The 22,325-nt window shown below is 71.5% G+C and carries 20 protein-coding genes; 11 read left to right on the top strand and 9 right to left on the bottom strand.

All coding sequences use genetic code 11. The features are described from left to right. Positions 1 to 376 precede the first annotated feature (376 nt). The 6 genes from ACGFNV_RS19230 (at position 377) to ACGFNV_RS19205 (ending at position 6,719) form a co-directional block, all read left to right on the top strand. Positions 377 to 1,384 carry a substrate-binding domain-containing protein gene (locus tag ACGFNV_RS19230; protein ID WP_393623896.1) on the top strand — a complete coding sequence of 336 codons (1,008 nt, stop codon included), beginning with the start codon at positions 377 to 379 and terminating at the stop codon, positions 1,382 to 1,384. 91 nt (positions 1,385 to 1,475) lie between these two features. Further along, on the top strand, positions 1,476 to 3,809 hold the full coding sequence (locus ACGFNV_RS19225; RefSeq protein WP_393623894.1) for a nitrate- and nitrite sensing domain-containing protein: 2,334 nt from the start codon (positions 1,476 to 1,478) through the stop codon (positions 3,807 to 3,809). 11 nt (positions 3,810 to 3,820) lie between these two features. Beyond that, the gene (locus tag ACGFNV_RS19220; protein WP_133932660.1) at positions 3,821 to 4,252 is read left to right on the top strand and encodes a roadblock/LC7 domain-containing protein; all 432 of its coding nucleotides are present in this window, start codon (positions 3,821 to 3,823) and stop codon (positions 4,250 to 4,252) included. Position 4,253: 1 nt separating this feature from the next. Next, positions 4,254 to 4,610 (top strand): DUF742 domain-containing protein, encoded by a 357-nt coding sequence (locus ACGFNV_RS19215; RefSeq protein WP_393623892.1) that lies wholly within the window; start codon positions 4,254 to 4,256, stop codon positions 4,608 to 4,610. Further along, positions 4,597 to 5,160: an ATP/GTP-binding protein gene (locus ACGFNV_RS19210; protein WP_393623890.1), complete on the top strand. Its 564-nt coding sequence runs from the start codon at positions 4,597 to 4,599 to the stop codon at positions 5,158 to 5,160. The genes ACGFNV_RS19215 and ACGFNV_RS19210 overlap by 14 nt, the downstream gene beginning before the upstream one ends. Positions 5,161 to 5,345: 185 nt before the next feature. Next, a complete protein-coding gene (locus ACGFNV_RS19205) occupies positions 5,346 to 6,719 on the top strand; it encodes a glycoside hydrolase family 43 protein (protein WP_393623889.1) in 1,374 nt (457 codons plus the stop codon). A 21-nt stretch (positions 6,720 to 6,740) separates the two neighbouring features. On the opposite strand, the gene ACGFNV_RS19200 is transcribed toward ACGFNV_RS19205, so the two are convergent. Then, positions 6,741 to 8,306 (bottom strand): aromatic amino acid ammonia-lyase, encoded by a 1,566-nt coding sequence (locus ACGFNV_RS19200; RefSeq protein ID WP_393623888.1) that lies wholly within the window; start codon positions 8,304 to 8,306, stop codon positions 6,741 to 6,743. 7 nt (positions 8,307 to 8,313) lie between these two features. Continuing rightward, complete coding sequence (locus tag ACGFNV_RS19195) at positions 8,314 to 9,270, bottom strand: ABC transporter substrate-binding protein (protein WP_393624078.1); 957 nt, start codon at positions 9,268 to 9,270, stop codon at positions 8,314 to 8,316. Positions 9,271 to 9,548: 278 nt separating this feature from the next. Here ACGFNV_RS19195 and ACGFNV_RS19190 point away from each other — a divergent pair, with 278 nt between their 5' ends. From ACGFNV_RS19190 to ACGFNV_RS19175, 4 genes are read left to right on the top strand one after another with little or no spacing between them, the layout of a single operon-like run. Then, positions 9,549 to 12,431 (top strand): ATP-binding protein, encoded by a 2,883-nt coding sequence (locus ACGFNV_RS19190; RefSeq protein ID WP_393623887.1) that lies wholly within the window; start codon positions 9,549 to 9,551, stop codon positions 12,429 to 12,431. Further along, a complete protein-coding gene (locus tag ACGFNV_RS19185) occupies positions 12,428 to 12,910 on the top strand; it encodes a roadblock/LC7 domain-containing protein (RefSeq protein WP_133932653.1) in 483 nt (160 codons plus the stop codon). Before ACGFNV_RS19190 ends, ACGFNV_RS19185 begins: the two co-directional genes overlap by 4 nt. A 37-nt stretch (positions 12,911 to 12,947) precedes the next feature. Beyond that, entirely contained in the window at positions 12,948 to 13,397 is a 450-nt protein-coding gene (locus ACGFNV_RS19180) for a DUF742 domain-containing protein (protein ID WP_133932652.1), read from the top strand. Then, entirely contained in the window at positions 13,384 to 13,983 is a 600-nt protein-coding gene (locus tag ACGFNV_RS19175; RefSeq protein ID WP_133932651.1) for an ATP/GTP-binding protein, read from the top strand. The genes ACGFNV_RS19180 and ACGFNV_RS19175 overlap by 14 nt, the downstream gene beginning before the upstream one ends. Positions 13,984 to 13,992: 9 nt before the next feature. Here ACGFNV_RS19175 and ACGFNV_RS19170 read toward each other — a convergent pair whose 3' ends face one another. The 6 genes from ACGFNV_RS19170 to ACGFNV_RS19145 form a co-directional block, all read right to left on the bottom strand. Then, positions 13,993 to 14,958 (bottom strand): hypothetical protein, encoded by a 966-nt coding sequence (locus ACGFNV_RS19170; RefSeq protein WP_393623884.1) that lies wholly within the window; start codon positions 14,956 to 14,958, stop codon positions 13,993 to 13,995. A gap of 151 nt (positions 14,959 to 15,109) precedes the next feature. After that, positions 15,110 to 15,535: a hypothetical protein gene (locus ACGFNV_RS19165; protein WP_393623882.1), complete on the bottom strand. Its 426-nt coding sequence runs from the start codon at positions 15,533 to 15,535 to the stop codon at positions 15,110 to 15,112. A gap of 141 nt (positions 15,536 to 15,676) precedes the next feature. Next, on the bottom strand, positions 15,677 to 16,810 hold the full coding sequence (locus tag ACGFNV_RS19160) for a DUF2332 domain-containing protein (protein WP_393623880.1): 1,134 nt from the start codon (positions 16,808 to 16,810) through the stop codon (positions 15,677 to 15,679). Between the two features lie 49 nt (positions 16,811 to 16,859). Beyond that, positions 16,860 to 17,528 carry an ABC transporter permease gene (locus ACGFNV_RS19155; protein WP_393623879.1) on the bottom strand — a complete coding sequence of 223 codons (669 nt, stop codon included), beginning with the start codon at positions 17,526 to 17,528 and terminating at the stop codon, positions 16,860 to 16,862. Next, positions 17,525 to 18,232: an ABC transporter permease gene (locus tag ACGFNV_RS19150; RefSeq protein WP_393623877.1), complete on the bottom strand. Its 708-nt coding sequence runs from the start codon at positions 18,230 to 18,232 to the stop codon at positions 17,525 to 17,527. Before ACGFNV_RS19150 ends, ACGFNV_RS19155 begins: the two co-directional genes overlap by 4 nt. Further along, positions 18,229 to 19,359, bottom strand: coding sequence for an ABC transporter ATP-binding protein (locus ACGFNV_RS19145; RefSeq protein ID WP_393623875.1), 1,131 nt, complete (start codon positions 19,357 to 19,359; stop codon positions 18,229 to 18,231). The genes ACGFNV_RS19150 and ACGFNV_RS19145 overlap by 4 nt, the downstream gene beginning before the upstream one ends. A 268-nt stretch (positions 19,360 to 19,627) precedes the next feature. Here ACGFNV_RS19145 and ACGFNV_RS19140 point away from each other — a divergent pair, with 268 nt between their 5' ends. After that, positions 19,628 to 21,583, top strand: a complete 1,956-nt coding sequence (locus ACGFNV_RS19140; RefSeq protein WP_393623873.1) for an ArnT family glycosyltransferase — start codon at positions 19,628 to 19,630, stop codon at positions 21,581 to 21,583. A 7-nt stretch (positions 21,584 to 21,590) separates the two neighbouring features. Here the strand turns inward: ACGFNV_RS19140 and ACGFNV_RS19135 are convergent, their stop codons facing one another. Continuing rightward, positions 21,591 to 22,310: an FAD:protein FMN transferase gene (locus ACGFNV_RS19135; RefSeq protein ID WP_393624076.1), complete on the bottom strand. Its 720-nt coding sequence runs from the start codon at positions 22,308 to 22,310 to the stop codon at positions 21,591 to 21,593. Between the last annotated feature and the right edge of the window lie 15 nt (positions 22,311 to 22,325).

The following is a 22,325-nucleotide window of genomic DNA, read 5'->3' as shown; positions in this document are numbered from 1 at the left end:
GCCCAGTCTAGGCGCTTGTTCTCGGGGCAACGCCATGGACGCCGTACGGACTTGGGTCGTCGCGGGACCGCATGGTTTCGGCCAGCGTGCCGCTGTGGAGGATTTCTTCCGTCGCTGGAGGTCGGGTGGAGGAATACTCACATCCGGTTTTCGAGCAGATACGCCAACTCGCCCCGCGAAAAGGGCGTTTGGCCCCGGCTCGTAGATCACAATGCGGCAGCGGCAACTCACTGCATGTGGTTGGTCACTTGACTACCGGCGGTCACACACGGTTGGCTCCGAGCCAGCGAAAGTGTCTCGGTCGGCGTCCGTCCCGCGACTTCGACCGTGCTCGCTCTTTCCTCCTGCTCTGCCGCACAGCGAGGTGCACCCCCCGATGAACGCTCCCCTCCCACCTCCCTCCCCCCGCAGATCCGTACGCGTCACGGCTCTCGCCGCAGCCGTGTGTCTCCTCCTCGCCGGCTGCTCCGCCTTCGGCGACACCTCGGCCGACGCGGACGCGGCAGGCCGGGCGGACACCGGGCGGCTGAAGATCGCCCTGGTCACCCACGGCGGCCGGGGCGACGACTTCTGGGAGCTGGTGCGCAAGGGCGCCGAGGCGGCGGCCGAGAAGGACAACGTCGACCTGACGTACGCGAGCGACTCCGACGCGGCGGGGCAGGCGGAACTGGTGCGGGACGCGATCCGCGACCGGGTCGACGGCATCGCGCTGACCCTGGCCAAGCCGCAGGCGATGAAGGCACCGGTCACCGAGGCGAAGTCCGCGGGCATACCGGTGGTCGGCCTGAACTCCGGTCTCAACGCCTGGCAGTCCACGGGGACGCTCGAGTACTTCGGCCAGGACGAGAGCGTCGCGGGCCGGGCCGTGGGCGAGAAGCTGAACGGGCTGAAGGCCAAACACGCCCTGTGCGTCATCCACGAGCGGGGCAACGTCAGCCTGGAGGCGCGCTGCGCGGGCGTGAAGAAGGCCTTCGGCGGCGAGACCCAGATGCTCTACGTGGACGGCACCGACATGAACGCGATGTCCGCCGCCGTCACCGCGAGCCTGGAGCAGGACCCGAGCGTCGACGAGGTCGTCACGATGGGCGCCCAGTTCGCGCTCGCGGCGGTGAAGTCGGTGAAGACGGCGGGCAGCCGGGCGCGGGTGGCGACCTTCGACCTGAACAAGGACCTCGTCGAGGCGGTCCGCGACGGTGACGTGCAGTTCGCCGTGGACCAGCAGCCGTACCTCCAGGGCTATCTCGCCGTTGACGCGTTGTGGCTGTACAAGACCAACGGCAACATCAGCGGCGGTGGTGTCGCGCCGGTGCTCACCGGCCCCGCGTTCGTCACCAAGGCGAACGTCGCCGCCGTCGCCGGATTCGCCGCCAACGGAACCCGCTGACCGACCCCTCCCCGCTCACCGTCCCTCACCGTCCCTCAGACCTTCCCCACCGTCCCCTCCCCACGCTCCCCGCTGATCGCCAAGGATGACGATGTCCCCACGGAAAGGTGCCCGGCGCCGCCGTCTCGGCTCCATACGTCTCTCCCTGATCCTGCTGGCCCTGGTCCCCAGCGTCACCCTCGCCGCCATGTGGGGCGTGACGACGATCCAGATGTTCTCGGAAGGACTACGGCTGCGCGCCCAGACGGAGCTGAGCAAGTCGACCGGCGCCATGGGCACCGACGCCACGCTCGCCCTCCAGGGGGAACGCAGCCTGTCGGCGGCCTGGCTGGCCTCGCCGAAGGGCTCCCGTGCCGCCCTCGACGCGGCGCGCAAGCAGACCGACGAGGCCGTCGCGAAGCTGGTGAGCCGGCAGGACGCCATCCAGAAGGCACCCGACCGGGTCGCGGAGCGGATGTACTCGGTCGTCGCGTCGGTGGGCAGCCTGGAGTACTACCGGGGGCAGGTGGACCATCCGACCGACATCACCGCCGAGCAGGCGCTGGACCAGTACACGTCGATCATCGACGACCAGATCCACGCCTTCCAGGAGCTCTCCCAGGTCGACGACGGTGACCTCACCTCGCAGGCCGGCCCGCTCGTCGCGCTGGAGCACGCGGCGGAGCTGGTCTCCCAGGAGGACGCCCAGCTCACCCTGGCCTGGCCGGCGGGGCAGATGGACGGCAAGGCGTGGACGGAGTACGCGCAGCTCGTGGAAGCGCGCCGCTGGCTGGTCCAGGACCAGGTCGTCCCCGCGCTGACCGGCGCCGCGAAGGCGGAGACCGAACGGATACTGCAGAGCCCCGAGTGGCAGACCCTGGAGGCCGTGGAGGACCAGGTGCTCGCCGCCCGCATCTCGAGCGGCGACGGCCGCAGGATCGTGCTGCCGGACTCGGGCAAGCGGTGGAGCACCGCGATGACGAAGCTCTCCGCGGACTACACGGACCTGATCCAGCAGCAGACGAACGCACTCCTCGAACGAAGTTCGGACCGGGCCGACGGGCTGCTGCTCAAGGCCGCGTCGCTGAGCGCCGGCGGCCTGGTCGCGCTGCTGCTCTGCGTGGGCATGTCCTGGCGGATCACCCGGTCCCTGTCCCGTCGGCTGCGCGGTCTGCGGGAGGCCACGCTGGGCCTGGCGCAGGAACGGCTGCCGGATGTGGTTGCGCGGCTCGACCGTGGGGAGAAGGTCGACGTGAACTCGGCGACGCCCCCGCTCGACTACGGCAACGACGAACTGGGCCAGGTGGCCCAGGCCTTCAACACCGCGCAGCGCACCGCGGTGCACACCGCGGTCGAACTCGCCGACACCCGGCGCGGTTTCCAGAAGGTGATCCTCGGCATCGCCCGGCAGAGCCAGAACCTGGTCAACCTCCAGCTCAGCAAGCTGGACGCGCTGGAACGCCGGCACCAGGACCCCGACGTGCTCAAGGGCCTGTACGAACTGGACTCGACGGCCAGCCAGTTGCGCCGCTACGAGGAGAACCTCGTCATCATCAGCGGCGAGCGGCCCGGACGCACCTGGAGCGAACCGGTCGCGCTGATCGACATCCTGCGCAGCGCGGTCGGCGAGGTCGCCGAGTACCAGCGGGTGGAGGTGCACACCCAGGAGGAGGTGTGTCTCGCCCCGCCGGCGGTCGCGGACGTGATCCATCTGCTGGCCGAGCTCATCGACAACGCGACCGTGTACTCGCCCTCGCCCAGCCCGGTCTGGGTGCGGGCCTCGATGGTGGCCAAGGGTCTCGCCATCGAGATCGAGGACCGGGGCCTCGGCCTGTCCGAGGACGACTACGCCTCGCTCAACGCGCAGTTGGCGGAGCCTCCGCAGTTCGACGTGGTGGGGCTCGCGGACGACCTGCGCCTCGGCATGTTCGTGATCTCCCGGCTCGCCCACCGGCACGGCATCACCGCCCATCTGCGCTCCTCGCCGTACGGCGGGACCACGGCGATCGTGCTGATCCCGCACGACATCGTGGTCCCGGAGGCGCCCGGCGAGCCGGAGGGAAGCGTCGACGCCGAGGCGACCGGGCCCGCCCGGGAGGCGCTCCCGCCCCGCTCCCCCGTCCCGGTCCGCACCCCTGCCGTGGCCGCCGCCCCCACGGCGCCCGCGCGGACCGACGGGCTCACCCCGCTGCCCCGGCGCGTCCCGCAGACCAGCCTGGCCGTCGAACTGCGCGAGGAGGCCTGCCCCGCCGAGGAGGACACCTCGGCCGACGACTTCACCGCGGAGCGCGCCGCCTCCTCGCTCGCCGGTTTCCAGCGCGGCACGCTCCGCGCGCGGGACGGCGAAGGACCGGAGCCGGACGACGCAGGACCGCCGGACGACGCAGCGGAGCCGGCCGCCGCGGGCGCCTCCCCGACCTCGACCCCACCCGCCGACCGCTCGTGAAGGACACCGCCATGACACGCCCCATCCCCGCCACGAACACCCAGCTCGACCAGTTGCTCACCGGACTCGTGGACCGGGTCGCCGACGTGAACCAGGCCGTCGTGCTCTCCGACGACGGGCTGGTGGTCAGCAAGTCGACCGGATTTCTTCGTGACGACGCCGAACGCCTCGCGGCCACGGCGTCCGGGCTGATGAGTCTCAGCAAGGGCGTCAGCATGGACTTCCGGGGCGGGCCGGTGCGCCAGGCGCTCATCGAGATGGCCAACAGCTATCTGATCCTCACGGCCGCCGGGCCCGGCGCCCATCTCGTGGTGCTGACCGGGCCGGGCGCGGACGTCGGGGTGGTGGCGTACCAGATGAACATGCTGGTGAAGAAGATCGGCGAGCACCTGAGCGCGGCGCCGCGGGCCGGTGTCGGTCCCGTTGTCGGCAACGGCGGGTGAGGTGAGCGGAGCCGACGAGGCGGGCCGACTGGTACGACCGTTCGCCCTCACCCGCGGACGGACCCGGCCGAGCCGCGCCGACTTCACGCTCATCACCACGGTGACCGCGGTGGATCCGCCGCCCGACCGGGCCGTGCGCCCGCAGCCCGAGCAGGCGCGGATCCTGCGGCTGTGCGCGCGGCCGGTCGCCGTGGCGGAGCTCGCCGCCCATCTCGACCTCCCGGTGAGCGTGGTCGTCATCATGCTCTGCGACCTGCTGGAGGCGGGCCTGATCACGGCGCGTCCGCCGCATCCCGTCTCCGGCACCCCGGACCTGGACCTGCTGCAGAAAGTGAGGGACGGTCTTGGCCGGCTCTGACACCACCGCCGCACCCGACACCGTGAAGATCCTCATCGCCGGCGGCTTCGGCGTCGGCAAGACCACCCTGGTCGGCTCGGTCAGCGAGATCGCCCCGTTGCGTACGGAGGAACCGCTGACCGTGGCCGGGCTGGGCGTCGACGACCTCGTGGGCATCGAGGAGAAACGTGCCACCACGGTGGCCCTGGACTTCGGTCGCATCACCATCAGCGACGACCTGGTGCTGTACCTGTTCGGCACGCCGGGGCAGCAGCGGTTCTGGTTCATGTGGAACGACCTGGCCGTGGGCGCGCTGGGCGCGGTGGTGCTGATCGACGTGCGGCGCCCTGAGGCGAGTTTCGCGGCCGTCGACTTCTTCGAGCGCCGGGGCATTCCCTTCGTCGTCGGCGTCAACGGCTTCCACGGACTGCACCCGTATCCGCCGGAGGACGTCCGGGACGCCCTGGCGCTGCCGGAGCACATCCCGGTGCTGCTGTGCGACGCGCGGGAGCGGGAGTCGTGCCGGGACGTGCTGATCGCGCTGATCGACCGGTTGATCGCCACGGTCTGAAGCAACCGCGGCACGGTGAACCGTCGGGAACGGATGGCGGTTTCCCGCCAAGCACGTCCGTGTCATTGACGCTCACCCGCCTCAGCTCTACCTTCTGACCGCTCCACCGAACCGCGTTCGACACATCGAACACTCTAGAGCGCGCCTTGAGCGCCTTGAGGGCACCCGCACCCCCTGGAGAGCACATGACCCCGGCCCCCCAACCCTCCCGCCGTACGATCCTCGGCCTGGCCGCCGCCGTGCCGCTGAGCCTGACCCTCGGTTCCGGCTCCGCCCAGGCGGCCGACTCGGCGTACGTCATGGCGTACTTCACCGAGTCCACGACCATGCTCGAGGCCAACTACGGCCTGCACCTGGCCGTCAGCCGGGACGGTCTGCAGTGGATGCCGCTGAACCAGAACAACCCCGTGGTCACGCCCACCGAGGGTTCGCTCGGGCTGCGTGACCCGTTCGTCCTGCGCAAGCAGGACGGCACGTTCGTCGTGCTCGCCACGGACCTCAACGGCACCGACTGGAACTACGTCAGTCAGTACGTCCACGTCTGGAACTCCACCGACCTGCGCACCTTCACCGGCTACCACCGGCTGAAGCTGCACGACATGAACACCCACAGCTGGGCGCCGGAGGCGTTCTGGGACGCGGGTCGCGGGCAGTACGCGCTCATCTACTCCGCGGTCAACAGCAGCGGACACAACGTCATCATGGTCAACTACACGACCGACTTCGTCACGGCGTCGGCCCCGCAGGTCTTCTTCGACCCCGGCTACGACGTGATCGACGGTGACATGGCCGTCGGCGTGAACGGGGTCAACTACCTGTACTTCAAGAAGAACGGGACCCTGGTCGGGGCCAGGTCGACCTCGCTGAACCCGGGCAGCTTCACGCCGTTCAGCACCGCGGTCTCGCACGGCGGCACCGAGGCCCCCACCCTGGTCAAGTCGCTGTCGTCCGGCACCTGGTACCTGTGGGGCGACACCTACACCCCCAACGGCGTCTTCTACGCCTGGCAGAGCGGCGACCTCGCGGCCGGCACCTGGACCGCGCTGGACCAGCGCCTCTACACCCAGCCGCTCAACTCCAAGCACTGCGGCATCCAGCCGATCACCTCGACCGTGTACGACAACCTGGTCGCGAAGTGGGGCGCCCCGACCTGGAACCGGCTCAAGTCGTACAACTTCCCGGACCGTTACTGGCGGCACAGCAACTACGTGGGCCGCATCGACCCCTACCCCTTCGACCCGTACACCGACTCGCAGTGGAAGCTGGTGCCGGGCCTCGCCGACAGCTCCGGGGTCTCCTTCCAGTCGGTCAACAACCCGACCCGCTATCTGCGCCACTACAACTACGAGCTCCGCCTGGACGTCAACGACGGCACCTCGACGTTCGCCTCGGACGCCACGTTCCACCGCGAGGCGGGCCTGGCGGACGCGAGCTGGGCCTCCTTCCGCTCGCACAACTTCCCCACCCGCTACATACGCCACTCCAACTACGTCCTGCGCATCGACCCGATCTCCACGACCACGGAGAAGCAGGACGCCACGTTCTACGTCGGCTACTGACGGGCCCGGGTACAGCCCGCCTCACAACGCGGCGAGCGTGGACAGCAGTTCCGTCGCCGCGCTCACGTCCGCCGTCAGGGGGCGGTCGTCCGTGCCCTCGGGCAGGGCGGCCGCCGCGACGGTGAAAGCGGTGAGCGGCGGGGGTACCGGGTGCAGCCGCAGGGCTCGTACGGCGGTGACGAGTTCGCAGGCCAGGACGGTGGCGTAGGCGTCGGCCGCGCGGAGGGCCTGGCGGGCGGCCTGGGAGGCGAAGCTGGCGGCCTCCTCGAGGCCGTGCGAGAGGACGGCGTGGCCGGCCGAGGCGGGGGCGGCGCAGGCGCGCAGTTCGGCGAGGGCCGAGTTGGCGGTGTACTCCAGGATCATCGTGCCGGAGCTGCTCGCGGGTCCCGTGGCGAGGAAGGCGGGCAGCCCGGTGAGGTCCGGGTCACCGAGCGCGGTGAGGCGGGCGACGGACAGCTGGGCGGTCTGGAGCAGGGCGAGGACGAGTCCGTCCAGGGCGAGGCCCAGGGGCGCGGCGAAGAAGCCGCCGTGGTGGTAGGCGGTGGTGCCGTCGGGGTCCATGAGGGGGTTCTCGGAGGGGCAGTTGACCTCCACCTCGACGATCCGGCGCAACGCGTCGGCGGCGTCCAGGGCGCAGCCGTGCACCTGCGGGAACGCCCGGAAGCCGAAGGGGTCCTGGATCCGCCGCCCGGTGCCGAGCGGCCGCTCCGGCAGCGCCAGCAGCCGCCGTACCTCCCCGGCCGCCCGCACCGCCCCCGGATATGGCCGCAGCGCGTGCACGGGCGCGGCGTACGCCTCCCCCGACCCGCCCACCGCGACGAGTGCCAACGCGGCCACGGCATGCGTGGCCCGCATCAACGTCCCGACCTCATGACAGACGAGCCCCGCCTGCCCGAGCGCGAGCGCGTTGCTGCTGAGCAGAGCGAGGGCGTCGCCGGGGTGGAGGGTGACGGGGGTGGGCAGGCCGTGCGCCGGACCGTCCTGTGCTTCTCCGGCCGGCCCCGGCACCGGCTCCGTGCCGGGCGTCTCCTCCGGTGCCGCCGACCGGTCGGTCAGCCAGGGCCGTTCGCCGATGAGGGTCAGGCCGGTCTGGGCCAGCGCCGTCAGATCACCGGTGCCGATGCCGCCGTAGGTGTTGATCGCGGGATGGACGCCGTAGGTCAGTGCCTCGGTGAGGGCGTCGATGAAGGCGGGCTGGATGCCGGAGCCGCCGGCGAGGAGTTGGTTGGCGCGGACGGTGAGCATCGCGCGGACCTCGCGGGCGGGCAGCAACGGCCCCGCGCCGCCTGCGTGGCTGCGCAGGACGCGCAGGCCGTGCGAGGCCTCGTCGTCGGAGTCGACGGTGACGGAGCGGTGCGCGCCGACGCCGGTGCCCCGGCCGTAGAGCCGCCCCGACGCGGCGAGCCGCTGCGCGGTGTGCCAGGAGCGGCGGGCCCGGTCGTACGCCTCGGGGGCGACGACCGGAACGGCCCCGCCGTCGGCGAGCCGGATCAGCTCGTCGACGGTGAGGCCGGTGCCGTCCAGGACGACGGGGCCGCCCCCGGGGGCCGGGGACGGTCGCGTCGGGTCGTCGGCGATGGTGCTCACCAGGTGGTCAGCCCAGGCCGGCGGACTTCAGCCAGGCCTTGGCCACGTCCAGCGGGTCCTTGTTGTCCAGCTGTACCTGGGAGTCCAGGTCGAGCAGCGTCTTCGTGTCGAGCTTCGCGGAGACCGCGTTCAGGGCGTCGACGCCCTCCTGGGAGAGCCCGCTCTTGTAGACGAGGGGGGTCACGTTGGCGAAGCCGAAGAGGTTCTTCGGGTCCTGGAGGACGACGAACTTCTCCTTGGTGATGGTCGGGTCCGTGGTGAAGATGTCCGCCGCCTGCACGGTGTTCTTCTTCAGCGCGGCCTGGGTGAGCGGACCACCGGCGTCGAGGGCCTTGAAGGACTTGAACTCCAGTCCGTACTCCGACTTCAGGCCGAGCAGGCCCTGCTGCCGGGTCTGGAACTCGGGCGAGCCGCCGATCACCAGGTCGGGGGCGGCGTCCTTGAGGTCGGCGAGGGTGGACTGCCCGGTCAGGTTGTACTTCTTCGCGGTCGCCGCGTTGACCGTGACGGAGTCCTTGTCCTCGGCGGGCGCCGACTCCAGCAGCGTCAGCTTGCTGTCGAGCTTGGACTTGACCGCCGCGTTCACGGTCTCCTTCGACTTCTGCTCCGCCTTGCTGTCCAGGTACGCCAGCAGTGAGCCGTTGTACTCGGGCAGGACGGTGATGGAGCCGTTCTTCAGCAGACCGTAGGTCGTCTCGCGGCTGCCGATGTTGGGCTTGTAGGTGACCTTGAGGCCCTTCGCCTTCAGGGCCTCGCCGTAGATGTCGGCGATGAGGATGCTCTCGGCGAAGTTGTTGGAGCCGACGACGACGGTCTTGCCGTCCGACTTGCCTTCGGCGAGGGGGTCCTTGGTGTCGTCGGAGGACGACGAACATCCCGCGACGAGCACCGCCGCGGCGGCGACGGCGACGGCTGCGACGCCGGGGTGTCTCGGGCTGAACGAGCTGCTCTTCGCGGTAGGAATCACAGAATTGATCCAATCCAGCCAGTTCTGGCGCAGTCAAGAGCAGTCTTGTTACCGATTGGCTTCGAAACATGACCGGTTGTAAAAGAACGGCAAACCGAGCCCACCCGATCGACGGCCACGCGACGGCGCTTCGTAATGGATTCTTGACTTAGGGCGACGCGATCGCCCCTTACACATGCCGGTAGGCTCGCTTCCGTTGACATCGGTCACAGCGGTCGCGGGGGTCCCAGTCCGCGTCGATCAGATCCGGTCACGTACCCCACGAAGGAGGCCCGGTGTCCACGAACGAGGTGGACGCTCCCGCCGCGCCGTCGCGGCGCGGGGCCCGCCGGATCCACGGCATACGCGGCATACACGGCTTCGCCGACCGATGGCCGTTCCGGCTCAAGCTCAACGTCCTGCTGGGTGTCCCGCTCGCCGTGGTCGCCGTACTCCTCGGCTACATCATCGTCGACCTGTCCCAGGAGTCCGACCGCGCCCAGTCGGCGGCCCAACTCGTGCGCGACAGCACCGAGGTGGCCAAGCTCGTCGACCGACTGGAGTCCGAGCACCAGCAGGCCATCCTGCTCTCCGTGCGGCACGAGGCCACCAACGACGGCGGCACCCCCTCGCAGTCCGCCTACCGGGTGGCGCAGGTGATGGTGGACTCCCAGGTCCGCACGGTGCGCGAGACCTTCGGCGACCGGCTGCCGGACACCGAGGCGCAGGCACTGCGCGAGATCACCGGCCTGGACAGCCTGCGCGACACCATCGAGCAGGGCTACCTGCCCGCCGACAACATCGACCCGGCGTACACCAACGCCGCCCAGAGCGTCATCGACGGCCTCGGCCTGGACCGCAACGCGGCCCTCGCCGCCACCTTCACCGGCAACCTCCTCGACTCCCTGCTGCGCGCCGACGCCGCCCACGCCGCCTACGAGACCGGCGTCTTCTCCGCGCGCACCGGTGACTCCAACGCGCTCATCGAGTTCACCGGCGCGGTCGGCAACTACGCCGTCTACACCTACCAGGCGGAACGTTTCTCGCGGTTCGCCACGGACCAGCAGGCCGACACGCTCGGCGGCATCGAGCACAGCGTCCCGCAGGCCACCATCGGCCGGCACTACGCCGAACTCACCGTCGACCCCAGCTCGTTGCAGGCCGACACGCCCGCCGAGGCCCGCAGGGCGTTCCAGGAGTCGCTGGCGTCCTACGGCGTCTACCGCGACCAGGCCGAGAGCCGGCTGAAGATCACCACCTCGCTCATCGACGAGATCGCGGACCGCGCCGACGACGCCTCCGAGAGCGCCCAGAGCCGGGCCCGGCTGTTGCTGTGGCTCACGATCGTCGGCTTCGCACTGTGGATCGCCTTCTCCGTGCTGGTGCGCCGCTCCGTGGTCCGCCCGGTGCTGGCCCTCACCGGCGCCGCCCGGCAGGTCGCCGATGTCGCCGACCGCGAACTCGCCCGGGTCGCCGACGACGACGCCGAGGACGACGGGCCGCCCCGGCTGCGCGAGATACCCGTCACCGCGCGCGACGAGATCGGCCAGCTCGCCGAGGTGTTCAACCGGGTGCAGACCACCGCGGTCGCGCTGCTGGCGCGGCAGGTGCTCAGCCGCCGCAACACCGCGGAGATGTTCGGCAACGTCGGTCGCCGGGTCAGCAACCTGACCACCCGGCAGCTGGCGCTGATCGACGCGGTGGAGCGCGGGGAGACCGACCCGGCCCTGCTCGAACGGCTCTACAGCATCGACCACATCGCGGTCCGCCTGCGCCGCAACGCCGACAGCCTGATGCTGCTCGCCGGCATCCGCGAGACCGTCCTGGACTCCGGCCCGACCGCGCTCACCAACGTGGTGCGTGCCGCGCTCGGCCAGATCGAGGGCTACCAGCGGGTACGGCTGTCCGCCCGGACCGAGGTCATGGTGGAGCCCGACATCATCGGCGACCTCACGCTGATGGTGGCCGAACTCCTCGAGAACGCCGTGTCGTTCTCCCCCGCGGACAGCACCGTCGAGGTGAGCGTGCGGGACGTCGACGAGGGTGCGCTGATCACGGTCACCGACCACGGCCTGGGCATGAGCGCCGAGCGGCTGGAGGAGGAGAACGCCCGCCTCATCCGCCGCGAGCGCCTCGACCTCGTCCCCACGAAGGTTCTCGGCCTCTTCGTCGTCGGCGCCCTCGCCCGCCGCTGGGAGGTCGGCGTCTCCCTCGCCCGCACCCGGGGCGGCGGTGTGACCGCCGAGGTGACGATCCCCTCGACCCTCCTCCTGACCATGAGCGCGGTGGCCTCCGGCGGTTCGGCGGGGGCACCGGTGAGCGACGGTGCCGATAGGGGGCAGGGCGCGCGGGGGACGGCGGGGGCGGAGCTCGCGGTCGGTGCCGGGAGTGCGGCGGGCGCGGGCAGCGTGGTCGGCACCGGAGACACCGCAGGCGCCGGCAGCGCGGCCGGTGCCCCCGGCTCGGCGGGCGTCGGAAGCACCGCCGGGGACCGGCGTTCCGGGTACGCGGGGCTCGGCCACGCCGCCCGTGGCGCGGAGGGCGTCGGCAGGGACGCCGGGACCGTCGCCGCCCAGGCGCCGCTGCCGGGCGTGCCCGCGCAGACCGGCCGGGCCGGATCCGACGAGCAGTCCGGCGCCCTTCCTCGCCGCGTCCCCAGGCGGGACGACGCCACAGGTGGCCCGCGGGCACCCTTGTCCCCGGCCGCCGATGCCGGGCAGACCCCGTCCGTTCCCCAGCCCCCCGACAAGGGCACGCCCCGGGCGACCCCGTCCTGGGCGAGGAACACCCCCTCGACGCCCCCGGCCCCCGCCGGCGGCGACGGCGGCTCACGCCCCCTGCGCCGACGCGTGCGGGGAGCCACCCTGCGTACGACGATCGGTGCCGCCGCCGACCAAGCCGTGCGCCAAGCCGCCCGCCCCGCCGACGCGGACGCCGTACGGCTGGCGCTGGAGGAGTTCGAGGAAGCCGTGGAGCGCGCGAACCGCGACAGCTGCGCCCCGAGCGAAGAGCACGACACGCACCACCCGCACGACCAGCACACGACGGACGACCGGCAACCGACGGTCGACAGACCCACCCAGGGCGGCCAACCGCCCACCCCACGCGACGGACACGACCACCCCGGCCCGCGTGAACCGCACCACCAGAACCACCTCCCGGAAGGAGCCGAGCAGTGAGCACGTCGACAGGTGACACTCCGACGGGAGGCACCACGCCGACCGACCTGCAGGCCGCCGCAGCCGACTTCACCTGGCTGCTCAACCGTTTCGCCACCGAGACCGCGGGCGTCGTCGACGCCATCGCCGTCTCCTCCGACGGCCTGCTCATCGCCGTGTCGGAGCTCCGCGAGCACGCGGACTCCGAGCGCCTCGCCGCGATCGTCTCCGGCATCACCAGCCTGGCCGCCGGTGCCTCCGGCAACTACGGCCTCGGCGGGCTCAACAAGGTCATCATCGACCTGGAGGGCGGCCACGTCCTGGTCGCGGCGATCGGCAGCGGCGCGGTGCTCGGCGTGGTCACCGACAAGGAGGCCAAGCTGGGCAACATCGCCTACGAGATGACGGTGTTCGCCAACCGGGCCGGTACCGCGCTCAGCCCCCAACTCGTGCTGGAGCTGAAGAACAGCGTCGGCGCCACGAAGCCGACGCGGCGCTGAGCGCTCGCCGCCGGCCGAGAGAGGAAGACGACCTGCGATGGCGGACGGCCGCACCGCGAGCGGCGCCGACGAGGACGGCGCTCCGCCGCCCCCCGTACCGGCCCCGGTCGGTCCCGCCTCCGCCGTACGGCCGTTCCTGGTCACCGCCGGCCGGGTGGCGGGTACCGCCTCCGGCCGGACGATGCCCGTCGAGACCCAGGTGGTCGCCACCGTCACCGGGCTCGACGCGCTCGACCGGCTCTCCTTCGAGCAGCACGACATCGTCGCCGCGTGCCGGCTGCCGCAGTCACTCGCGGAGCTCGCGGCCCGGCTGCGGCTGCACCTGAACGTCGTACGGGTCCTCGCCGAGGACCTGCGCGACGCGGGGCAGTTGACGGTGCACGTGCCCGACGCCGACGTCACCCATGATGCTTCCGTCCTGCGCAGGCTCATCGACGGCCTGCGCGCGATTCCCGACTCCCAGGGGGTACTCCGTGACTCCGACTGAACCGCTCGCCCCCGTCGCGGCGGACCGGGCCGCCGTACGGCCGCCGCTGCCGGTGAAGATGGTGGTCGCGGGCGGTTTCGGGGTGGGCAAGACCACCACCGTCGGCGCGATCTCCGAGATCGAGCCGCTGACCACCGAGGCGGCGATCACCGAGGTCGCGGCGGGCGTGGACGACCTCACGCACACCCCGCGCAAGGCCACGACCACGGTCGCGATGGACTTCGGCTGCCTCACCATCGACCCCACCCTGAAGCTGTACCTGTTCGGCACGCCCGGGCAGGAGCGGTTCGGCTTCATGTGGGACGACATCGTCGAGGGCGCCGTCGGCGGGCTGGTCATCGTCGACACCCGCCGCCTCGACGACTGTTACGCGGCCGTCGACTACTTCGAGCACAAGCAGATCCCGTTCGCGGTCGCCGTCAACGCCTTCGACGGCAAGGTCGAGCACACGCTGGACGAGGTCCGTTGGGCCCTCGACGTCGCCGACCGCGTCCCGGTCATCGTCTTCGACGCCCGCGAACGCGGCTCGGTACGGGACGCGTTGCTCGTCGTCCTGGAACTGGCGCTGGCCCGCTCGGAGGCGTGAGGCGGCCCATCACGAGGCGGCGCCGGGGAGTTCGGGTGCCGTGATGCCGCGGCCTCGCCTCCGCACGAGCGTCGGCAGCATGACCGCGCCCGCCGCCACGGCGGCGGCGTGCAGGCCGGCCGCGACGGTGAGGTTCTCCGGCAGCGACGTGTCGGCGGGGTCCGCCACCGCCACGTACAACGTGAGCGGCAGCTTCCAGCCGCTCCACGCGAACAGCGACCCCGCCCCCAGCCAGCCGAACGTCAAGGGGACCCAACGGGGCAGCCGGGCGGGCCGACTACGGCTGAGCGCCCACGTGGCAACGGAAGCGGCGAGCGCCCACAGCCCGCACACCCCGTTCAGCAGCCGCCAGTCGGCGTTCCGGTCCGCCGGGTGCGCGACACCGGCCGGGCCGCCGACCGCCCAGTAGAGCCAGACCGAACCGATCACCGCCCCCAGGCCCGCCGCCCACAGCACCCGGCGCGGCACACCCCCGCCGTCGTCGCCGACCCGACCGGCGAACGCGTCCGGCCAGCGCCGCCGCAGATACGCGGGCAGCGCGATCGCCAGGCCCAGCCCCATCCCCACGAAGCTGACCTGGATCAGCACGGCCTCCCAGCCCGGCATCGACGCGCCACCGCTCTCCCCCTGAGGCTCGTCACCGCCCGACCCACCCAGCAACGAGTCCAGAACGGCATACGGCAACATCGCGACGAGGAATCCCGAGCCCACCCAGGCGACGAACGCCACCAGCGGCCCCGGTAACCGCATTCCCCAGGGCCGCACCAGAGCGAGGGCCATGGTGATCCCGATGCCCGCCATGCCGATGGTCACGGTGTTGAGCACCACCCACCCCGCCAGGCCGAACCCCTCACCGATCGGCAACAGCCCCGCGACCGCGCCGACCACCCATACGACCTTGATCACCGCATAGGGCGCCATCGCCGCCGCGGCCCCGTATGCGGCCAACCGCCCCGCCCGGTCCAACCGATCCATCGAGTTCCCCTCTCACCTGTGGGAACCCACTCTCCTCGGCAGCCCTGCCCCGCCACATCACGCCCGAGTCGCATGCGTGTCCCCCGCCAGGCTGAGACGAGGCGCCCGTGTCAGCCACGACGGTGCGCGACGGCGCTCTTCAAGCCGTTCGTCAGGTGCCGAGGTCCTCAATGATCTCGCTCACTTCGCGGTTCGCCTTGGGAAGCCACCATGTCCGCAGTGGCGCCAGCCGGGAAACAGCCGCTCCCATCCATTCCGGGTCACCGAGGCGGTGCAAGGCCTTCGCTTCCGACGTCTTCCGGAACAGTGCCTTGACCATGAAGACGTGCGGGCCCGTGTAAGGGCGCTGGTGATGGGTGTAGTTCACCGACCACCCCTCGTACGGGTGGCGAAGGAGCCCACTCACGGAACAGCCACTGCGGCCGGTGTCCATGTGGCTGCCGCCCAGCACGCCCAGCACGCCCACGGTGCTGGTGGCATGCGACGCCCGATAGGTGGCTCGGACATGCAGCTCGACGAACTTGGACCACGGGATGACGGCTTGAGGTCCTGGCGCCCCCGGCTCGTGGTGCTCCATGCCCTCAGCGGTGAGCACGAGGCACGAGCCGCCCTCCTTCTTCGGGTCTCCGATGATCCAGCGGTCTCCGACCAGTTCCAGTGGCCCCAGATACCCCGCCACAAGTCCCCCGTCGATCCTGTGTTCGGCTGACCTGAGACCCTACTCCCCGGTTGGCACGACATCACCCGCACCCCGGGAGTCCGCCAGCCAAGCCAGCAAGCGCCCCCGCGACCAGCAGCGGCCCAGGGCCTCGGCGTGCAGGGTCGACCGGTCGCACACCGTCAGACCGATGATGCTGTGGCCGGAGGCGCGGCGGTCGCCGAATGTCGGGATCGTCGGCGCGACTCCGACCCCTTCCGCCGACACCCACGCCACCGCCCCCCGGTCGGCCGCTGCTTCGTCGAGGCGGTGCAGGAAGCGCAGGCGGGTCTCGAGCGGGAAGCGGGAGAGCGCCCACGTGGTGGTGACGACAGGCAGGGCGTCCGGGCGCACATGGGCGAAGGCGTCGGGCAGCACCTCGACGGCGTCACCGCGCAGCAGCAGCGGAGGGTCCGTCGCCGCCAGCGCCAGCTCCGCTTCGAGCCCGGCCATCCGGTCCCGCTGATCCGGCGGCAGGCAGGCGCGCAGCCATCGGGTGTCATCCGCGTCGGTCACGTCGACCGGGTCGGGGTCGACGCCGATCCGGGCGACGACCTCGGGCATCGCCCGTGCCGGGACGGGCCGGTCCCCCACGATCGAGGAGGACAGCTGCACGGGAGACGACGGGTCACCCAGCGCTTGTCCGTCGCTGTAGGTGATGCCGACGCGGTCGACATGGAGATTGAGCCCTGCCGAAGAGCCCACGTCGATCAGCCCGACCGTGTGCGCGCCCACCCGGCGGGCCGCCTCGGCGACGGCCGGGTACAGCACGGCGCAGCGTCCGGTCTCGTAGGTGCGCGGCTTCCGGCGCGCGGCGACGGCCACGACCGCGTCGGTCGTGCGCAGCAGCGTGTCGATCGCCGCGCCGGCGGCGGCGTCGCCGTCCGCGGCGGCATAGGCCGCGGCGAGCGCCGGGGCGCGTCCGGCGAGGGCGAGGTCGTGCAGCGCGGCGAGGATCACCGTGGGGTGCCGCTTGCGCGCCGGCGCCGTCCCGATGGCGCGCAGCGCCTCGTCGGACTCGCTCAGGGCGACGGCGACGCGCTCGTACAGCGGCGAAGTCGCGGCGGCGTCGGCCTCACCGAAGCGTCGGTACACCTGAGCGAGGGTGCGGGCCTTGCCCACGGGGCCGGCACTTGCTGCGGTCGGTCCTGGCATTCCGACGAGTCTAGACAGGGGAACGACCGCGTATGACTCCTACGGGAGACTAGGCGCTCCTTCGCACGCCCGGGGACACCGTGATCCTGGCGATCGCCCAGAACAGGCCCAGGGTCACCAGGGCCAGTACGGCGACGCAGGTGGCGCCGCCGATGACCTTCTCGTAGTTGCGTTGGTAGAGGCCGTCGACGATGTAGCGGCCGAGGCCGCCGAGGGAGACGTACGCGGCGATGGTGGCGGTGGAGACGATCTGGATGGCCGCCGAGCGCAGGCCGCTGAGGATCAGCGGGAGGGCGACCGGGAGTTCGACGCGGAAGAGGATGCCGGCCTCGTGCATGCCCATGCCGCGGGCGGCGTCGACCGGGGAGGGGTCGACGGATCGCATCGCCTCGTAGGTGGTGACCAGGATCGGCGGGACGGCGAGGACGACGAGGGGGATCATCACGTTCACCAGGCCGAACCCGAGCAGCAGGGTCATCAGCACCAGGAGACCGAAGGTGGGCAGGGCGCGTCCGGCGGTGGCGATCAGGGACAGGGCGTTGCCGCCGCGTCCGTAGTGGCCGGTGACCAGGCCGATCGGCAGGCCGATGAGGGCGGCCAGGGCGAGCGCCTGGAGGGTGTACTGGACGTGCTCGCCCACGCGGGTGGGGATGCCGTCGTAGCCGGTCCAGTGGGCGTGGTCGCTGAAGAAGGCGTTGACGAAGTTGAGTACGTTCACCGGGCTGCGTCCTTCACCTTCTGGGCGGGCACATCCACATCGGGCTTGGCTTTCCGGCGGCGCGCGCCACTCGGCATCCACGGCGTCAGCAGGAGGCGTACGACGACCAGCAGGCCGTCGGCGAGGATCGCCAGGACCGCCATGGTGATCACGGCGTTCCAGGCGAGTTCGGGCCGGTTGTAGATGGTGGCGTCGTTGAGCAGGTTGCCCAGCGCGCCCTGGTTGCCGATGAGGGTGCCGACGCTGACGAGGGAGATGCTCGACACCGTCGCCACCCGCAGGCCCGCGATGATGGCGGGCACGGCGATCGGCAACTGGACCTGGACGTAACGGCGTACGGGTCCGAAGCCCATGGCGGTGGCGGCGGCGAGGGTCTCCTGCGGGACCGAGCGCACACCGTCCACGATCGCCGGGACGAGCACGACGAGGGTGTACACGGTGAGCGGGATCATCACCGTGAGCTCGGTCTGGCCGGTGTAGTCGATGAGGACCACGAAGAACGCCAGCGACGGGATGGCGTACAGCACGGTCGTCACCCACAGCACCGGCGGGTACAGCCAGCGGAACCGCACGCACAGCTGCGCCACCGGCAGCGCGACCACCAGACCGGCCAGGACCGGCAGCAGGGCCTCCCGCAGGTGGAGCCCGACGAGGCCGAGCCAGCTGTGCTGGAGGTCGCTGGGGATGTCGAAGAAGCCGTTCATCGGGCGGCCTTGGAGTCCGTACGGCCCTCCGCGTGGGCGCCGCGGATCGCCTCGGCGATGGTCTGCTGGGAGACCACGCCGGTCACCCGGCCGTCCGCGTCCACGGCGACGGCCCACCCGGTGGGCGACAGGACGGCACAGTCGAGGGCGGCCCGCAGCGAGTCCGTACCGGCCGTGAAGGGCCGACCGTAGGACAGCAGCCGCTCCGGCACGACCTCCCCGGCGGTCAGCTCGCCCGGCTCGCTCCAGCCGAGGGGCCTGCCCTCCACGTCGGTGACGAGGAGGTAGGGGACGTCGGCCGTGGCGCGCGCGGCGATCTGCTCGGCGGTGGCGTCGACGGCGACGACCGGGGTGGTCAGCAACTCGAGGCCGGTGGACGGGAAGAAGGAGAGCCTGCGGATGCCGCGGTCGGCGCCGAGGAAGTCCTCGACGAACTCGTCGGCGGGGTCGGACAGCAGCTCGGCGGGTGGCGCGAACTGGGCGAGCTTGCCGCCGGTGCGCATCACGGCGACCATCGTGCCGAGCTTGACGGCCTCGTCGATGTCATGGGTGACGAAGACGATGGTCTTGCCCAACTCCTCTTGGATACGGAGGAGTTCGTCCTGGAGGCCCTTGCGGACCACGGGGTCGACGGCGGAGAACGGCTCGTCCATGAGCAGCACCGGCGGATCGGCGGCGAGCGCCCGCGCGACACCGACGCGCTGCTGCTGACCGCCGGAGAGCTGGTACGGGTACCGCTTGGCGAGCGAGGCGTCGAGACCGACCCGGCCCATCAGCTCACGGGCCCGCTCCCGTGCCTTCTCCTTGCCCCAGCCGAGCATGCGGGGCACCGTGGCGATGTTGTCGACGATCGTGCGGTGCTGGAAGAGGCCGGCGTTCTGGATGACGTAGCCCATGGACCGGCGCAGGGTGTTGACCGGCTGCTGAGTGATGTCCTTGCCGTCGATGAGGATGGTGCCCTCGCTGAGGTCGACCATCCGGTTGATCATCCGCAGGGTCGTCGTCTTCCCGCAGCCCGAGGGGCCGACGAGGACGGTGATCGAGCGGTCCGGTATCTCCAGGGAGAGCCGGTCGACCGCGACCGTGCCGTCCGGATACCGCTTGGTGACTGAATCTATCCGTATCAAAGCGCCGAACACCCTTCGGGTCTGGCAGAGCCGCTGCCCGCGCGCCCATGATCGTGATCGGGCGGGCCGTTGCGGGGAGAGTGTAGACGGCCCATGTTGCGCCGCTGTGGCCGAGTCCGGACGTTCGGGCAGGCCAGGCTGTGGGCGTCCTGTGAGTCCGCTGATTCTCATCGTCCGCTCACCGCGGGCACAGCGTTCGCCCAGACAGGGACCCGAAGGTCACTGCCATGAACGCCTCGTGCCGCCCGCAGCCCTTGGAGTACGCGCCATGACGACCCTCGCCCCGCCGCCCGCCCCCGTGTCCGCCCAGGAGGGCAGGCACCGGGCCGCCGCCCCGGAGGACCCCCGCTGGGCACGTCCCGCGCTGTGGGCGGTCCTGGTGCTGGCCACGGCCCTGTACGCCTGGAACCTCTCCTCCGTCACCGGCAACAGCTTCTACGACGCGGCCGTCTACAGCGGTACGAAGAGCTGGAAGGCGTTCTTCTTCGGCGCCCTGGACGCCGGCAGCTTCATCACCGTCGACAAACCGCCGTTCGCCCTGTGGGTGATGGGCCTGTCCGCCCGCGTGCTCGGTTACGGCACCTGGCAGTTGGCCCTGCCGATGGTCGCGGTCGGCGTCGGCTCGGTGGCGCTGCTGCACCGCATGGTCAAGCGGGACTTCGGCCCGGTCGCGGGACTCGTCGCGGCCCTCGCGCTGGCCCTCACCCCGATCACCGTCGCCATCACCCGGGACACCAACCCCGACCCGGTCCTCGTCTTCCTGATGCTGCTCGGCGCGGCCGCCCTGATGAGGGCCGTACGCACCGGGCGCCTGATGCCGCTGGTGTGGTCCGGGGTCGCGATCGGCTTCGCGTTCAACACGAAGATGATGCAGGCGTACGTCGTCCTGCCCGCGTTCTTCCTGGTGTACCTGTGGGCGGCGCGGGGCAGCCTGGGCCGGCGTCTGCGCAACCTCGCCGTCGGGACGGTCGCGCTTGTGGTCTCCAGCGCCTGGTGGATGGTGGTCGTCGACCTGATCCCGGCGTCGCAAAGGCCGTACATCGGCGGCTCGACCGACAACACGGTCTGGGACCTGGTCATCGGCTACAACGGCTTCGGCCGTATCTTCGGGGCGAGTGCGTCGGTGGGCTCGCAGGGCAACGGGGCGAGCTTCGGCGGCGAGGCCGGCCTGTACCGGATGTTCAACAGCATCGTGGGCGGCCAGATCTCCTGGCTGATCCCCTTCGCCCTCGTCGCGCTCGTCGGCGGGCTGGTGCTGCGCGGCCGCGCCCCGCGCACGGACGCCGAGCGGGCCGCGCTGCTGCTGTGGGGCGGCTGGTTCGTCCTCCACTACCTGACGTTCGCCCTCGCCGAGGGCACCTTCCACCCGTACTACGTCACCGCCATGGCCCCGGGCATCGCGGCCCTCGCCGGCGCGGGCGGGGTGATGCTGTACCGGGCCTTCCGGGAGGGTGCGGCCGTGAAGTGGGGTTGGGTGCTGCCGGTGGCGGTCGCGGTGAGCGCGGTCTGGGCGGTCGTGCTGCTCCAGCGGGTCTCCGGCTCCGGGACGCTGTACACGGTCGCCGAGGTGGTGGCCGGGGGCGCGGGTGCGGTCGCGGTGCTGGGGCTGCTCGCCGGGCGGTTCCTGAAGCGGCGGCGACTGATGGGCTTCGCCGCGCTGGCGGCGGTGGTGGCCCTGCTGGCGGGTCCGGCCGCGTACTCGGCCTCGGCGGCGTCCTCCACCCCGAACGGCACCAATCCGACGGCCGGTCCGAACACCGGTGGCGGTATGGGCGGCGGTATGGGTGGCGGAGGCCAGCGGCCCAGCGGGGGCGCCGGCGTGCCGAGCTCCGGCAGCCAAGGCGGGAACGCGCCGACCGGCGGTGGTGGGGGTGGCAAGGGCGGCGACACGCAGGTGTCGTCCGGGATGATCACGTACCTGAAGAAGCACCAGGACGGTGCCACCTGGCTGGTGGCCGTCGCCACCGACCAGACGGCCTCCTCGATCATCCTGGAGTCCGGTGAGCCGGTCATCTCGATGGGCGGCTGGTCGGGCAGCGACGACGCCATGACCCTCGCCAAGCTCAAGAGCCTGGTGAAGGCGGGCAAACTGCACTACATCGTCGTCGGCGACAGCGGCCGGGGCAGCGCGAACTCCGAGATCTCCACCTGGGTGAAGAAGAACGGCACGGCGGTCTCCGACTACAGCGGCCTCTACCGCCTGGACGCCTCCGACGTCGGCTGAAGCACCCTCATGCGGCGGCCTCCCCGGTCGCCGCCACCGGAAAGCCGGGCGTCCGCAGCACGCGGCGCCCGGCGTCCACGGCGTACACCTCGCAGCCCTCGCGTGCCGCCGCCCAGTCGATGCCCTCGGGGCCCATCGCGAAGGCGGCGGTGGCCACGGAGTCCGCCTCGGTCAGGGTCCGGGCGACGACGGTGACGCTGAGGAGGCCGGTGGCGGGACGACCGGTGCGGCCGTCGATGATGTGGTCGCCGCGCTCGTAGCGCGCGGAGGTGGCGACCGCGCCGTCGGTGAGGGCGAGGACGGTGCACAGCTTGTCGGCGTGGTCGGGGTGCCGTACGCCGACCCGCCAGGGGCCGCCGGAGACGACGACGTCGCCTCCGGCGTTCAGGCAGAACCGCCGCGCGCCGGCCGCCGTCAGCAGTTCCGCCGCCCGCTGCACGGACCAGCCCTTGACGACCGCGCAGGGGTCGAGACCGCGCCCGGGCAGCCGTACGTCGAAGGCGCCGCCGGTCTCCACGCGATAGCGCTCGCACAGGTCGAGCACCTCGGTGAGGTCGGCGCTCAGCCCGTCCGGGGACAGCTCGCCCCGGTCGAGGCGGGACACCTCGCTGCTCGCCTTGAAGGGGCTGAACCGCTCGTCGACCTCGCGCAGCCACGCGAAGACGGCGTCCGCGGCCTCGGCGGGGACGTGTTCGTCGTCGATCCGCAGCGAGACCGGGAACCCCATGACCTGCTCGACGCG

The organism is Streptomyces sp. NPDC048751, assembly GCF_043198595.1.
GTDB lineage: Bacteria > Actinomycetota > Actinomycetes > Streptomycetales > Streptomycetaceae > Streptomyces.
This window is presented reverse-complemented; position numbering and strand designations above follow the sequence as displayed.